Source organism: Lutibacter oricola (assembly GCF_900106565.1).
GTDB classification, from domain to species: domain Bacteria; phylum Bacteroidota; class Bacteroidia; order Flavobacteriales; family Flavobacteriaceae; genus Lutibacter; species Lutibacter oricola.
The window spans coordinates 73,356-89,649 of the sequence record NZ_FNNJ01000012.1; the positions used below are offsets into that span (position 1 = coordinate 73,356).

Genomic DNA, 16,294 nt, shown 5'->3' on the forward strand with positions numbered 1-16,294 from the left:
TAATTTAAAAACTTAATTATGAAACAAATAAAATATTTAATAAGTGCTATTTTTCTTTTTGCAGCTGTTTGGAGTTGTACAGAAGATGAATTAGGTAACGCTGATTTTGTAGATACAATAGTTGCTCCAACAGAAGTTTCGGCAATGTTTAATGTAACTCAAGATAATACAGGGTTGGTTACAATTGCACCAACAAGTCAAGGAGCAGTAACTTATACTGTAGATTTAGGTGATGGTTCAGATCCAATAACCCTTAAGCAAGGAGAAAGTATTAAAAACATTTTTGCTGAAGGTGAATATCAAGTTAAAATAACAGCTATAGGAGTAACAGGTTTAACAACTTCCGTAACACTTCCTTTAGTAGTATCATTTAAAGCACCAGAAAATTTAGTGGTAGAAATTTTAAATGATGAAGCTGTATCAAAACAAGTTAATGTTACTGCAACGGCAGATAATGCTATTAATTTCGATGTTTATTTTGGAGTAGAAGGTGTAACAGAGCCAATTACAGGTGTTATTGGTGAAACAGTTTCTTATGTGTATCCAGAACCTGGTATTTACACAATTAAAGTAGTTGCAAAAGGAGCAGCTATAGAGACTACAGAATATATAGAAGAGTTTGAAGTAACTGAAATTGAAGAGCCACTTGAAAAAGCACCAACACCTCCTTATAGAAATGAAGTAGACGTAGTGTCTATTTTTAGTGATGCATATACAAATATTACTGTAAATGAATGGAATCCAGGTTGGGGACAATCTACAACATTAACTGATTTTGAAGTTGATGGAGATAATATTTTAAAATACGATTTTTTAAACTATACAGGTATTGTAACGGATTATGACAATCCAACAAATCTTGCTCAAATGGAATTTGTTCATTTTGATTATTGGACAAATGATGCTGAAAGTTTATCACTTAAAATAGTGAACACAAGTCAAGCTGATGGTACGCCAGAAAAAGAATCTGAAATAGCAGTAGGAGATATTACAGCAGGTGAGTGGGTAAGTGTAGAAATACCTTTATCTGATTTTACAACAAATATGTCTGGAGTAACTCAATTCTTATTTGTTTCAAACGGAGTAACGGTATTTATAGACAACTTCTATTTCTACAAACAACCAACAACAGTTTCTGAAGGAATTGTAGGTGTTTGGAAATTAGCACCAATTGCAGGAGCCTTAAAAGTAGGTCCAAATCCAAATGATGGTAGCTGGTGGGCTAATTCAGCTGAAGATGTTACAGGTAGAGATTGTTTATTTGACGATTCTTATGTGTTTGGAGCTGACGGAACGTTTAAAAATATTTTAGACGGAAGTACTTGGGTCGAAGGATGGCAAGGAGGTTCAGATTCTTGTGCAACTCCAGTAGCACCGCACGATGGATCAAATCCAGCAACATTTGTTTATGATGAAGCGGCAGGTAAAGTAACGTTAAATGGTTTAGGTGCTTATTTAGGTATTCCTAAAGCCTATGATGGTGGCGAGTTAGGAAGCCCTGCAGATGCTCCTTCAGCAATAAATTATGATGTTACACTTTCTAATAATGATAGTGCAATGACTGTTGTTGTTAATATTGGAAGTGGATATTGGACTTTTGAATTAGTTAAAGATGGAGCTCCAGCTTATTCGCCTTTAGAAGGTACTTGGGTTGTTGCACCAGAAGCAGGTTCATTAGGTGTAGGTCCTGGTCAAGGAGATACTTCTTGGTGGACTATTGATGCGGCAGGAGTAACTCAAAGAGCTTGTTTCTTCGATGATACATTTGTATTTGGAGCTGATGGTTCTTTTATGAATGTTTTAGGTGCAGATACTTGGATTGAAGGATGGCAAGGTGGAACTGACGCTTGTGGAGTTCCTGTAGCACCGCACGATGGAATGAATCCAGCAACGTATACTTATGATGAAGCTGCAGGTAAATTAACATTAAATGGTATTGGAGCATATTTAGGTATTCCTAAAGCATATAATGAAGGGGAATTGGCTTCTCCAGCAGATGCACCAGCTTCAATAACATATGATGTAACACTAGCAAACAACGATTCAGAAATGACTGTTGATATTTGGGTTGGTGGAGACGCTTGGTGGAGATTTAAAATGGTAAAAGAAGGAACTTCTACAGGTGGAGGATCTGGAACTGGTGGTGGAACATCAAGTGGTACACAAATAGATTTACCAGTTGATTTTGAGAGTGCAACTATCGATTATACTTTAACCGATTTTGGTGAAAATTTATCTTCTATAGTTGAAGATCCTACTAATGCAAGTAATACAGTCGCAAAAGTAGTGAAAACTGCAGCTGCAACAACTTGGGCAGGTACTACAATTGGTACTGATACTGGTTTTGCAACAAATATTCCTATCTCGTTAACTAATTCTATAATTACAGTTCGTGTTTGGTCTCCAGATGCTGGTGCTCCAATTCGTTTAAAAATAGAAGATGCAAATGATGCAACTCATACTTGTGAAACAGAAGTAAATACTACTGTAGCAGGAGGTTGGGAAACAATAGAATTTGACTTTACAAATCAAGCGACAGGAACGGAGCTTTTAAGTGTAGGTTTAGATAATGGTTGGGTTTATAACAAAGCATCTATCTTTTTCAATTTTGGAACAGATGGAGCAACTGCAGGTGAGAAAACGTATTACTTTGATGATGTAATATTTATCAATAATTAAAATATACAATAATGAAAAAATTAAATAATATACTAGGTCTTTTTATCGCACTTGTATTTTTTACAAGTTGCGAAGAAAAAGATTATGAATTAGGAGATATCATTGCTCCATCAAACTTAATGATATCTGCAGAGTTAATTGGTCAAGATTTAAATGACCCAGAATTAATGTATGGAGATGGATCTGGAAAAGTAAAATTTACAGTTTCTGCAGACAATGCAATTACGTACCAAATTTATTTTGGAGACGGAAAAAATGATTTAGCACCAGTTGGCGAGTATATTAAACAATATACAGATCAAGGTGTAAATACATACATAGCTACTGTAAATGCAATTGGTACTGGAGGAGTTTCTTCAACTACTTCTATGGAAGTTGAGGTTTATAGTGCTTTTTCAGATGTTGAAACAGAAAACATTTTAAGTGGAGCTAATGTTGGTGATAGCAAAAAATGGTATTGGGCAGCTGATTTGCCTTTGCATGTAGGTATGGGAACTGCTTTTGATGATTATGGAGGTGGAGAATTTGCCTTCGAATCTTGGTGGAGTGGAATTGGTGCATGGGACGAAGAAAAAGCTTGTATGTATAACAACGAGTTTGTTTTTACAAGAACTGATGAAGGTTTAACTTTTGAGCAAACTCAAGGACCTGCTTTTATTCCTGGTACGTATGCTGGATATATTGGTGTAGACGGAGATGTTTGTCACGATGAAACTGTTGCTACAACTATGTTTGGTGTTAAAACATTAGCTTTTATGCCTTCAACTTCAAAAGCGGCTTTAGAAGGAACTTATAATGATGAGCCTTATACAGGAACTTCATTTGAAATTTCTGATGGTGGTTTTATGGGATGGTATGCCGGTTCTAGTACATATGATATTATTTCAATTGATGAAAATTATATGAGGGTTAGAGTAATTGAAAATACAGCTACAGGTTCTGGAGCTGCTTGGTATCAATTATTTACATCAACAAAACCTGTTGAAGCTACTCAAACATTAGTTTGGTCTGATGAGTTTGATACTGCAGGAGCTCCTGATACTGCAAACTGGACGTATGATCTTGGTGCAGGTGGCTGGGGTAATGGAGAAGCTCAAACCTATACCAACAATGCAGAAAATGTAATTGTTGAAGATGGAGTTTTAAAAATTACTGCAAAAGCTGACGGTAGTGGAGGTTATACTTCAACAAGGTTAAAATCTCAAGGTTTACAAAGTTTTAAATATGGTAGAATTGATGTAAAAGCAAAGTTACCAGCTTCTCAAGGTACTTGGCCAGCAATTTGGATGTTAGGAGATAGTTTTTCTACTGTTGGATGGCCAAAATGTGGAGAAATAGATATTATGGAACAAAAAGGTCAAGATAAGGCTACTTCATTAGGTACTTTACACTGGTGGGATGATGCAAGTTCAAGTAACGCTAGTTACGGAACTACAACTTCTGTAGAAAATGCTTCTACCGAGTTTCACGTATACTCTTTAGACTGGGACGAGACCTCTTTGAAAATATATGTTGACGATGTAGAGTTTTTCTCAATGAACAACAGTGGAGATCTACCATTTAACGACAACTTTTTTGTAATTCTAAATATTGCAATGGGTGGTACTTTAGGAGGTACAATTGATCCTGCGTTTACTGAAGATACAATGGAAATAGATTATATACGAGTTTACCAATAAATTGAGTTTGGGTAAAAATTTGAATTCGAAAGGTTGGTTTGAGCAGCCAACCTTTCTATCAAATTAATTAAAAAAGCAAAAAACACAGCAATTTAACTTAGCAAAGTTTGTAACAAACAAAGTATCAATATATGATTTAGAATTGCCTAAATCTTAATTGAAAAAGTATTGTTGTGTAAAATATAAAGCAAAAAAAATAACGTAGTAAGTTAAAAATTAGATAGCCAAGAATTGGTTTTTAAATAATTTAAAAAAATGAATAAGCAAAATTCAATGTTTATAGGTAGTACAAAAGTTTCTTTTGAAGAAAATGAAGTAAAAGGGAAACAAGTTGTTATAGGTGGTGAGAATTATTATAAAATTTCGAATGTAAACGAAATGCGTCCGTTTTTTATGAGTATTGTAAGTTACTCAAATCACTGGATGTTTTTATCAAGTAACGGAGGTTTAACTGCTGGGCGTAAAAATGCACAGTTTGCGTTATTTCCATATTACACAGATGATAAAATAACAGAGTTTGTAGAAATAACAGGAAGCAAAACTATTTTAAAAGTTCAATTAGACAACAAAACATATTTATGGGAGCCTTTTTCAAATAGATTTGAAGGAGCTTATAAAATCAAAAGAAATTTGTTCAAGAATAACTATGGTAACAAAGTAATTTTTGAAGAAATTAATGAAGATTTAGGAGTGTCATTTCAATACAGTTGGAATTCTTCTGAAAAATATGGTTTTGTAAAAAAATCGACTATTAAAAATAGTTCTTTCAAAAATATAACTATTGAAGTTTTAGATGGCTTGCAAAATATTTTGCCTTATGGAGTTGGAGATGCGTTACAAAATGCTTCGAGTAACTTGGTTGATGCTTATAAAAGAAGTGAATTAAATGAAAAAGAAGGCGTTGGAATCTATGCTTTAAGTGCAATTATTGTAGATAAAGCAGAACCTAGTGAAGCTTTAAAATCTAATGTAGTTTGGTCGTTAGGGTTAGAAAATCCAACATATTTATTGTCTTCGTTACAATTAGATAATTTCAGAAAAGGGAAAGAAATTCAGCAAGAAACTGATGTAAAAGCTGAAAAAGGAGCATATTTTATACAAACAGAGTTTGGTTTAGATTCTGAAACAGAAAAAACTTGGTTTACTATTGCTGATGTTACAAAATCAGTTTCAGAAGTAAACGAAATAAAAAGTTGGATTCAAACAGAAGAAAATTTAATTGAATTAGTAAAAAAAGATATTGAAGAGGGAACTAATGAGTTGGTTACTTTAAATGGAAACGCTGATGGAATTCAATTAACTGCAGACGATTTAACAAATACACGTCATTTTGCAAATACACTTTTCAACATAATGAGAGGTGGAATTTTTGATGATAATTACAAGATTGAAAAAGCAGATTTTGTTCCTTATATAGCGAACGCAAATAAAGAGGTTTACAAAAATCAAAAAACAACTTTAGAACAACTTCCAGAGGAGTTTACTCTAATTTATTTAAAAGAATTAGCAGCGCAGGAAGACAAAGATTTTAAACGCTTATGTTTAGAATATATGCCGTTAAAATTTAGTAGAAGACACGGAGATCCAAGTAGACCTTGGAACAAGTTTTCGATCAATACTAAAAGTGAAATTGATGGCTCAAAAATATTAGATTATCAAGGTAACTGGCGCGATATTTTCCAAAACTGGGAAGCCTTAGCACATTCGTACCCAGAGTTTATTGAAAGTATGATTCATAAATTCTTAAATGCTACAACTTTTGATGGTTACAATCCTTACCGAGTTACAAAAGGAGGTTTCGATTGGGAAACAATTGAACCAGATGATCCTTGGAGTTATATAGGTTATTGGGGAGATCATCAAATAATTTATTTGTTGAAGTTTTTAGAGTTTAGCGAGAAGTATTTTCCAAATAAATTGGCAGAATTATTCTCTCAAAATGTATTTGTTTATGCCAATGTGCCTTATACAATTAAGAGTTATGCTGAAATTTTAAAGAATTCAAAAGACACCATAGATTTTAATCACGAAGCGCAAGATTTAATTGAAAAAGAACGTGAGTTAATTGGTGTTGATGGCGCTTTGTTAAAAGATTCAAACAACGGAATTTACAAAGTGAATTTTGTTGAAAAAATATTAGCAACTGTTTTAGCAAAAGTTTCAAATTTAATTCCTGAAGGTGGTATTTGGATGAATACCCAACGCCCAGAATGGAACGATGCAAACAACGCATTGGTTGGAAATGGAGTTTCAATGGTAACCCTTTATTACTTAAGACGTTTTTTAAGTTTCTTTGAAAATGTTGTTGAAAATACTTCAAATGAAGCGAATGAAGTTTCTACAGAATTAGCGAATTTCTTCAAAAAAGTTGTTGATACGTTGGTTAAAAATGAAGGAATACTTTCTAGTGATATTTCAGACAAACAAAGAAAAACAGTTTTAGATGGTTTAGGACAAGCTGGAAGTGATTTTAGAGAAACTATTTATACAAATGGATTTTCAAGCAAAAAAGAAAATATTTCAAAAGATGAATTATTAGGTTTTGTTGAAATTACATTGAAATATATAAACCAAACGATTGAAGCTAACAAACGCGCTGATAATTTATATCACGCATACAATTTAATGACCATTGAAAATGATGAGGAGGTTTCAATTTCTTACTTATCGGAAATGTTAGAAGGTCAAGTTGCGGTGTTAAGTTCGGGTTATGTAAAAGGTAAAGAAGCATTGGAATTATTGGATGCTTTAAAGGCAAGCGCATTGTTTAGACCAGATCAATACAGTTATATTTTATATCCAAATAAAAATTTATCTGGTTTCAATGTAAAGAATAATATTCCTTCAAAAAAAGTTGAGAATTCAGAATTATTAAAGCAATTAGTTACTGATAATAACAGACAGATTGTTGAAAAAGATGTATTTGGAGCCTATCATTTTAATGGAACTTTTAACAATGCAAACAGTTTAAAATCAGCATTAAAAAACTTGCCAGAAGATTACAATTCTTTAGTAGAAAAAGATTCAGAAAAACTTTTAGAAACTTTTGAAGAGGTATTTAATCATAAAGCATTTACTGGTCGTTCAGGAACATTTTTCGGTTACGAAGGTTTAGGTTCTATTTACTGGCATATGGTTTCTAAACTGTTATTAGCTGTTCAGGAAATCTGTTTACAAGCGGTTGAAGAGAAGGAAGATGAAGCAGTAATTGGAAAATTATTAGATCATTATTACGAAATAGAAGCTGGAATAGGTGTACATAAATCACCTGAATTATATGGAGCATTTCCAACAGATCCATACTCACACACTCCGGGAGGAAAAGGAGCGCAACAACCAGGAATGACTGGGCAAGTAAAAGAAGATTTTATATGTCGTTTTGGAGAGCTAGGTGTTTTTGTTAAAGATGGAAAAGTAGGATTCAATCCAAGATTATTAAGAAAGAATGAGTTTTTAATTGCTCCTTCAATATTTAAATATCAATCAATAAATAAGGAAAATAAGGAACTTCAACTACAAGTAGGCTCACTTTGCTATACCTATTGTCAAGTACCAGTTATATACAAATTAGGATTGAAAAATGAAGTAGAAGTGATTTTTGAAGATTCATCGTCAAAACAATTCAGTACGCTTGAATTAGATGCAGAAACAAGTTCAAAATTGTTTAAAAGAACAGGAGAAATAAATAAAATAATAGTATCAATAAAAGAATAAAATGATTGCTAACTATCAACATCTTGTTAAGTATTTGCTGATGATTAGCGTTTGTTTGTTCTCTTTTAATTCGTGTAAAACACCAGTAAAAAAAGAGATGACTAAAAACGAAATCATAGAACAAAAAGTAGACTCATTACTTGTATTAATGACCCTTGAAGAAAAAATTGGGCAGATGACGCAAGTGAGACACTTTTGGGATATTAAAAATGGTGATGTTACGTCAAAATTTATTGGTTCAATAATTCATACAGATGGTCCAAATCCTGGAGGAAATGCAGAAGAATGGCAATCAAGATTTATTGAATTACAAAAGGAAGCATTAGCAACTCGATTAGGAATTCCTTTGTTGTTTGGTGTTGATGCTGTTCACGGTCAAAATACATTTGAAGGCGCAACTATTTTTCCACATAATATTGGTTTAGGAGCAACTCAAAATGCAGAATTGGTTGAAAAAGCTGCTAGAATTACAGCTTTAGAATCTCAAGCAACTGGTTTTAATTGGGTGTTTTCACCTTGTATTGCCATTCCTTATAACGAAAGATGGGGAAGAGTTTACGAAGCATTTTCAGAAAGTACAGATTTAACAGTTGAGTTAACAAAAGCGTCTATTAAAGGTCATCAAGGAAATCTTTCAGATAAAACAACCGTAATGGCAACTGCCAAGCATTTTATTGGAGATGGAGCTACAGATAATGGTGTGGAAGGTGGAGTAACTTCATTAAATGGAGAAGAGGTTAAAGAACGATTATTAGCACCTTACCGTGAAGCCGTAAAAAGCGGAGTTGGAGCTGTAATGACATCATTTAATTCTTTTGAAGGAATTTCAATGCACGCACATAAAAAGTTGATTACAGATACGTTGAAAGTTGGAATGAATTTCGATGGGATTGTGGTTTCAGATTGGAAAGGTTATTCACGTTTTGGAAATCACAAAATAATCGACGCTGGAATTGATATGGTTATGGCTGTTGATGGGGATTTAGATTTCTATCAAACCGACCTTAAAAAAGCAGTTGATAGTTCATTGGTTTCTATTGAGAGGATTGATGATGCAGTAAAAAGAATATTACGCCAAAAATTTAGATTAGGATTGTTTGAAAACCCATTTCCTTCAAAAGAACTAATTCAACAAATAGGGAAAGCAGCGCACAGAAAAGTTGCAAAACAAGCAGTTAGAGAATCGTTGGTTTTATTGAAGAATGAAGAAAATGTGTTACCGCTTAACAAACAAGCTAAAAAGATAGTTGTTGTTGGTGAACACGCAAATAGTGCAGGGTTACAATCTGGAGGTTGGACAATTTCTTGGCAAGGAGGAAAAGAAAATTATAAAGGAGCAACTACCATTTTAGAGGGAATTAAAAATACTTCCAAAGGAGAAATAGTATACGATCAAAACGCATCTGGAAATCATTTTGATGCTGATGTTGCCATTATAGTTGTTGGAGAAAAACCTTATGCGGAGTTTTTTGGAGACATTGGTCACGAGTCAAATAATTTGACGTTGACACTTTCAAAAAAACATCAAGATTATATCAAGACGTATTCACAAAAAGGAGTAAAAGTTGTTACTGTATTAATTTCTGGAAGACCATTGGTGGTAACAAATCAAATTAACAAATCAAACGCTTTTATAGCAGCTTGGTTACCTGGTTCAGAAGGTAATGGAATTGCTGAAGTGCTTTTTGGAAATTACAATTTTAAAGGGAAACTACCACATTCTTGGCCAAAATTTGAGAAAGATTTTAAAGGTAAATATGGTCCTAATTATTGGGATAATTCAATAGAGCCATTGTATCCTTTTGGATACGGATTACAGTACAATGAATAAAATATTCAATATGAAACTAAAACTAAAAATATTTATAGGATTTATTTTAATGATGATGATGAGTTGTTCAGAAAAACAAGAAAAGAAAGCGTTAACAGCTAAAGATATTTTAGGAAATTCTGAATATACGGCAATTTCGTATGGAGGATATAGAGCAGTAACACGAGATGTTCAGCCAACTATAGAAGAGTTGAAAGAAGATATGAAATTGTTAAATGCAATGGGTATTAAACTGTTGCGTACATATAATGTTCATTTAGATCAAGCTTCAAACTTATTAAAGGCAATAAGCGAACTAAAACAAGAAGATTCAACTTTTGAAATGTATGTAATGTTAGGCGCTTGGATTGATTGTAAAAATGCTTTTACAGAATTAGTGCCAGATCATAATTTAGAAAGTGAACGTAACCCAAAAGAAATAGCAACTGCTGTAAAATTGGCCAATCAATATCCAGATATTGTTAAGGTTTTAGCTGTCGGAAACGAAGCTATGGTGCGTTGGGCAACTAGTTATTTTGTTCAGCCGAGTGTTATTTTAAAATATGTAAATCAATTACAAGATTTAAAGCAAAAAGGCGAATTACCTAAAGATTTATGGATTACTTGTTCTGATGATTATGTGTCTTGGGGAGGAGGAGATTCAAGTTATCATACAACAGATTTAGAAGCTTTGGTAAAAGCTGTTGATTATGTATCTATGCATACCTATCCAATGCATAATAGTTATTACAACCCGCAATTTTGGGTGGTTCCAGAAAATGAACAAGCTCTTTCTGATGAAGAGAAAATTGAAAAGGCACTAATTAGAGCGGTAGATTTCGCTAAAAAACAATTCAACAATGTTTCTAGTTATGTTAAAAGTATCGATTCAACAAAAACTATTCATATTGGAGAATCTGGTTGGACAACATTTGCGAATCATCATTATGGAGATGATGGCTCAAGAGCTGCTGATGAATACAAAGCTGGAACGTATTATAATCTAATGCGCGAATGGACAAATAAAGAGAATATTTCACTTTTCTATTTTGAAGCCTTTGACGAACAATGGAAAGATGCTGCTAACCCACAAGGATCTGAGAATCACTTTGGATTAATCAATTTAAAAGGAGAAGCAAAATATGCTATTTGGAATTTAATAGATAAAGGAATTTTTGAAGACCTTACTCGTGATGGAAATCCAATAACAAAATCATTTAATGGAGACAAAGATGCTTTAAAAAAGTTTGTGTTAGTACCTCCTACAGAAATGCTAAAAGTTGAATAAAAAATAGAAATTTATATGAAACTGTTTAAATTAATATTGTTAACCGTATTTAGTTTGTTTATCTCTTGTGAAAACAAGAATGAAGGAGATAAAATCTCAATTTCAAATAGAATGCTATTGGTTAATGATGAGCAGTTTTTAATAAAGGGAATTTGTTATCATCCAGTTCCAAAGGGAAGCAATCAGCTTGATTTTGGAACAATAGATCAAGATTTAGCATTAATGGTTGAAGCTGGAATTAACACCATTAGAGTTTATGCTCCAATTGATGATGAAACTGTTCTTGATAAAATTTCCAATTCAGGAATAAAATTAATTGTAGGTTTTGGCTACAATCAAGATGGTAATTTCGATATACTTTCAGGTTCGTTTATAGACTACATCGATAAATATAAAAACCACAAGGCAATTTTAATGTGGGAGTTAGGGAATGAATATAACTACCACCCAGAATGGTTTGATGGAGATATAAAAAATTGGTACAAGGCAATGAATAATGCTGCCGAACTAATTAAAAAACACGATTCAAATCATCCTACAACAACTGCTCACGGAGATTTACCAGATTCTTTGGCGCTATCATTAAGTAACAATATTGACGTTTGGGGAATGAATGTTTATAGATGGGATAATCCTTCCACAATATTTTCTGAATGGGAAAAAGTGAGCACTAAACCAATGTATTTGTCCGAAGCTGGAGGAGATAGTTATATGACTATTTCAAAAGCGGGTTATGAAATTGGCGAAAATCAAAAGGCACAAGCAGATGCAAATGCAAAAATTTTGGATGCTGTTTTTAATAACACTGAAATAGGGTCTGGAGTAACTTTATTTTCTTTTACCGATGGATGGTGGAAAGCAGGAAATAATAATGTGCAAGATACTGGCGGACACGCCCCAAATAGTAGTGGAGTTCCTTATGATGGATCACCAAATGAAGAATATTGGGGTATGGTTGACATTGACAGAAATAAGAAATTAACATTTGATATAATTCAACAGAAGTATAAAAACAAAATATATGAGAACAAGTAGAATAGTAATCGTCGTATTAATAGTTGTTATGGCACTATACTCGTGTAAAAAAGAAGAAAAGTTAAAAGTTGAAGTTTATGAAACTTCAGCATCGGGTAATAAGTTAACACCAATTACTGATTTTTCTGCGAAAGGAGAAACAAATGTAATAAAGCTATTGCCTGAAGAAAAATTTCAAACTATTACTGGTTTTGGAGGAGCTTTTACAGAGTCTTCTGCTTACTTGCTAAACAAATTAAGTAAAGAGAATCGTAAAAAAATTATTGACGCTTATTTTAGTGAAGAAGGAGCAAATTACTCTTTAACAAGATCTCATATGAATTCTTGTGACTTCTCTGTAAGTAATTATTCTTACACACCTGTTGAAGGAGATAAAGAGTTAGAACATTTTTCTATTGAAGAAGATAAGGACGATTTAATTCCATTTATAAAAGATGCAATGGCAGCTTCAAAAGATGGCTTTAAAATCTTCGGTTCACCTTGGACAGCAGTTCCTTGGATGAAAGATAACAACAAATGGGTAGGAGGTAAATTATTGCCAGAATACTATGACACTTGGGCATTGTTTTTCTCGAAATATGCAGATGCTTATAAAGAAGAAGGTATTAATATTTGGGGTTTTACTGTTGAAAACGAACCATTAGGAAATGGAAACAATTGGGAAAGTATGCACTTTTCACCTGATGAAATGACAAATTTTGTAGTAAATCATTTAGGGCCAAAATTAGAAGCTGATGGAAAAGGAGATCTTAAAATTTTAGGTTATGATCAAAACAGAGAACATTTAAAAGAATGGGTTGATTCTCAATTTAAAAATGAAGAAACTTCAAAATATTTCGATGGAACAGCAATACATTGGTACGCTAGTACTTATGAGGTTTATCCAGAAGAATTACAATACGCACATAAAAAAGCTCCAGAAAAATTATTAATTCAATCGGAAGCATGTATTGATGCTGAAACTCCTGTTTGGCAGGATGATAAATGGTATTTTGAAAAAGAAGCTACAGATTGGGGATATACTTGGGCACCTGAAAAAGATAAACATTTACACCCAAAATATGCACCTGTAAATAGATATGCTAGAGATATTATTGGCTGTTTAAACAACTGGGTAGACGGTTGGGTAGATTGGAACATGGTGTTAGATAAAAAAGGAGGACCAAACTGGTTCGAAAACTGGTGTATTGCACCTGTAATTGTAGACCCAGAAAAAGATGAGGTATACTTTACACCTCTTTACTATACAATGGCTCATTTTAGTAAATACATTAGACCAGAAGCAGTAAGAATTGGATTTCAAAGTTCAGATACAGAATTATTAACTACTGCTGCACAAAATCCTGATGGTTCAATTGCTGTTGTTTTATTTAATGAAGGTAATAAAGAAAAAATTATAGAATTAAACTTAAATGAAAAAACAATTGCATTTACAATTGGAGCTAAAGCTATTCAAACAGTTGTAGTTCCAGAAGTTGAAAACTTAAACTAAGATTATATGTCTACAAACACAAGTAAAGTGCCGTTCGGTCAAAAACTAGCTTTCGGAATAGGAATGTTCGCAAATCAAATGTTTCCAGCAATACTTGGAATTTTTATGGTTGTTTTAGTTGAAGATTTAAAGTTTTCTGGATTAATGTGGGGATTAATATATTTATTTCCAAGATTATTTGATGCAATTACAGATCCTATTATGGGGTTTATTTCCGATAACACCAAGTCTAAATGGGGAAGAAGAAAACCTTACGTTCTTATTGGTGGATTAATTATGGGAGTAGCTTACATTTTTATGTGGCAGTTATTTAAGGAGAATTCTGTACAGTATAATTTTTGGTATTTTTTCTTGTGGTCTGTTATTTTTTATTTTGGACTAACATTTTTTAGTGTGCCATATGTAGCAATGGGTTATGAAATGAGTAATGATTTTCACGAACGCACAAATATTATGGCAGTTGCACAATGGATTGGGCAATGGGCTTGGGTAATAGCTCCGTGGTTTTGGGTTGTTATGTATGATCCTAATTGGTTTACATCTGCAGATGTTGCAGCAAGAGAATTAGCTATCTGGGTTGCAATACCTTGTGCAATTTGTGCTATTATTCCAGCAGTATTTATAAAAAGTGAATCTACATTAGATAAAGATTATGAACCTTTGAATTTTGGTAATATTAAAGGTAGTTTGGATAAGATATTTAGCAGTTTTGCTGAGGCTTTTAAAATTAAGGAATTTAGAAAGTTATGTTTGTCTACTTTTTTTATATATAATGCATTTATGGCTGTATCATCACTTACTTTTTTTGTGATTGTATATAAATTATTTAATGGAGATACGGAAGCATCAGGAGTATGGGTATCCTTATTTGGTTGCTTAGGAGCTTTGGGAACAACTTTTATTGTAATTCCTATTGTGGCTTGGTTATCTAAAAAATTTGGAAAGAAAAAAGCCTTCATGCTATCTCAAAGCATTTCTATTATAGGATATATTATGCTTTACTTTCTATTTATTCCAGGGAAACCGTGGATGTATATAATTGCATTGCCATTATTTTCATTTGGAATAGGAAGTTTATTTACCATAATGATGTCTATGACAGCAGATGTTATTGATATTGATGAGTTAAATACTGGAAAACGAAGAGAAGGAATTTTTGGTGCTATTTATTGGTGGATGGTAAAAGTTGGGTTTGCAATAGCAGGAGCACTTAGTGGTGTAATTATTTGGATGGTTGGATTTGATTCGGATTTACCAACAATTGAACAACAATCAGCAGTAGATGGAATTCATGCTTTTTTCTGTTTTTTTCCACTGTTAGGTACAGTAGCAGCAATGTATGTAATGAATGATTATTCAGTTTCTGAAGAAAGAGCTAATGAAATAAGAGCAGAATTGGATAAACGTAAAAATAATAATTCATCAGTAAAAACAGCTTAAATTTTTTAGAGTAGTGTCTGTTAGTAGTTGAAAAGATTAAGATTTAAAGAAATTATAAAATGTCGGTTAGAAGCAATAAAATATTATCCTTATCTACAAGAGGTTTGGATAATAAAACACCAAAAGGTTTAAGAAATGTATTTAAAAGAGTATTAAACAATGGTATGCACGGTTTGTGTTTTAGCCCTTATGAAGAAGGACAAGAACCAGGAGATATTATTACCGAAGCTCAAATAAGAAGACGAATGAAAATTATTAAGCCATATACAAAATGGATTCGTTCTTTTTCTTGCACAGATGGTAATGAGCTAATTCCAAAAATTGCACACGAATTTGGTATTAAAACAATGGTTGGTGCTTGGCTTGGTAATGATAATGAAATAAATAAAAAGGAAATAGCAGGTTTAATTAAATTGGCTAAGGCAGGATATGTAGATTTGGCAGCTGTTGGAAATGAAGTGATGTATAGAGGTGATTTAACAGAAAAAGAACTTTTGGCATTTATTAATGAAGTGAAAAAAGAAATTCCTGAAATTCCTGTTGGATATGTTGATGCATATTATGAATTTGAAGAACGCCCAAATATTACGGAGGCTTGTGATGTAATTTTTGCGAATTGTTATCCTTATTGGGAAGGTTGTAGTTTGGAGTATTCGTTGTTGTATATGAAAGATATGTACAATAGAGCTTTAAAAGCAGCAAAAGGAAAAAAGGTCATTATATCAGAAACTGGTTGGACCAATAGCGGACAAGTATTTCATGGCGCTGTTCCATCATATGAAAATGCTATGAAGTACTTTATCAACTCACAAGAATGGTCTAAAGAAGAAGGTATTGATTTATTCTATTTTTCCTCTTTTGATGAATCGTGGAAAGTAAGTGCTGAAGGTGATGTTGGAGCTTGTTGGGGGTTGTGGGATAAAGATGAAAAATTGAAATTTTAGGAAATAAGTATTCTCCTAAAAAAGTTAAAAAAAAAAGACATAGCATATGCTGTGTCTTTTTTTATTTAAAATACTTGTATTTAGTAATTTAGAATAAGAAGTATTTATTTGGTTTCTAATTTTAGAATTAATGTGATAAAAATCATAAAAAAAAGTTAAAAATTAAATTATCTTGGTATGAATTTAATCCCAATTCACTCCCTATTAATTGAT

Annotated in this window: 9 protein-coding genes; all 9 read left to right on the forward strand. The window is 32.7% G+C overall.

Going from position 1 to position 16,294, the window contains the following annotated elements; all coding sequences use genetic code 11:
* Positions 1-18 precede the first annotated feature (18 nt).
* The gene (locus BLU40_RS15745) at positions 19-2,679 is read left to right on the forward strand and encodes a hypothetical protein (protein WP_090125871.1); all 2,661 of its coding nucleotides are present in this window, start codon (positions 19-21) and stop codon (positions 2,677-2,679) included.
* Between the two features lie 11 nt (positions 2,680-2,690).
* Complete coding sequence (locus tag BLU40_RS15750; protein ID WP_090125874.1) at positions 2,691-4,358, forward strand: glycoside hydrolase family 16 protein; 1,668 nt, start codon at positions 2,691-2,693, stop codon at positions 4,356-4,358.
* A gap of 255 nt (positions 4,359-4,613) precedes the next feature.
* Entirely contained in the window at positions 4,614-8,072 is a 3,459-nt protein-coding gene (locus BLU40_RS15755) for a hypothetical protein (protein WP_090125877.1), read from the forward strand.
* Positions 8,073-8,169: 97 nt separating this feature from the next.
* A complete protein-coding gene (locus BLU40_RS15760) occupies positions 8,170-9,903 on the forward strand; it encodes a glycoside hydrolase family 3 protein (RefSeq protein WP_245729964.1) in 1,734 nt (577 codons plus the stop codon).
* Positions 9,904-9,913: 10 nt separating this feature from the next.
* Positions 9,914-11,170, forward strand: a complete 1,257-nt coding sequence (locus tag BLU40_RS15765; RefSeq protein ID WP_090125932.1) for a glycoside hydrolase family 17 protein — start codon at positions 9,914-9,916, stop codon at positions 11,168-11,170.
* Positions 11,171-11,185: 15 nt separating this feature from the next.
* Positions 11,186-12,205: a glycoside hydrolase family 2 TIM barrel-domain containing protein gene (locus BLU40_RS15770; RefSeq protein WP_090125884.1), complete on the forward strand. Its 1,020-nt coding sequence runs from the start codon at positions 11,186-11,188 to the stop codon at positions 12,203-12,205.
* On the forward strand, positions 12,192-13,697 hold the full coding sequence (locus BLU40_RS15775) for a glycoside hydrolase family 30 protein (protein ID WP_090125887.1): 1,506 nt from the start codon (positions 12,192-12,194) through the stop codon (positions 13,695-13,697). Before BLU40_RS15770 ends, BLU40_RS15775 begins: the two co-directional genes overlap by 14 nt.
* A 6-nt stretch (positions 13,698-13,703) precedes the next feature.
* On the forward strand, positions 13,704-15,137 hold the full coding sequence (locus BLU40_RS15780) for an MFS transporter (RefSeq protein ID WP_090125889.1): 1,434 nt from the start codon (positions 13,704-13,706) through the stop codon (positions 15,135-15,137).
* 59 nt (positions 15,138-15,196) lie between these two features.
* A complete protein-coding gene (locus BLU40_RS15785; protein ID WP_090125893.1) occupies positions 15,197-16,081 on the forward strand; it encodes a glycoside hydrolase family 17 protein in 885 nt (294 codons plus the stop codon).
* Positions 16,082-16,294 lie beyond the last annotated feature (213 nt).

Excerpts from the sequence above, each read along its gene's own strand:
- BLU40_RS15745 (WP_090125871.1), top strand. The coding sequence starts at position 19 with ATGAAACAAATAAAATATTTAATAAGTGCTATTTTTCTTTTTGCAGCT.
- BLU40_RS15750 (WP_090125874.1), top strand. The coding sequence starts at position 2,691 with ATGAAAAAATTAAATAATATACTAGGTCTTTTTATCGCACTTGTATTT.
- BLU40_RS15755 (WP_090125877.1), top strand. The coding sequence starts at position 4,614 with ATGAATAAGCAAAATTCAATGTTTATAGGTAGTACAAAAGTTTCTTTT.
- BLU40_RS15760 (WP_245729964.1), top strand. The coding sequence starts at position 8,170 with ATGACTAAAAACGAAATCATAGAACAAAAAGTAGACTCATTACTTGTA.
- BLU40_RS15765 (WP_090125932.1), top strand. The coding sequence starts at position 9,914 with ATGAAACTAAAACTAAAAATATTTATAGGATTTATTTTAATGATGATG.
- BLU40_RS15770 (WP_090125884.1), top strand. The coding sequence starts at position 11,186 with ATGAAACTGTTTAAATTAATATTGTTAACCGTATTTAGTTTGTTTATC.
- BLU40_RS15775 (WP_090125887.1), top strand. The coding sequence starts at position 12,192 with ATGAGAACAAGTAGAATAGTAATCGTCGTATTAATAGTTGTTATGGCA.
- BLU40_RS15780 (WP_090125889.1), top strand. The coding sequence starts at position 13,704 with ATGTCTACAAACACAAGTAAAGTGCCGTTCGGTCAAAAACTAGCTTTC.
- BLU40_RS15785 (WP_090125893.1), top strand. The coding sequence starts at position 15,197 with ATGTCGGTTAGAAGCAATAAAATATTATCCTTATCTACAAGAGGTTTG.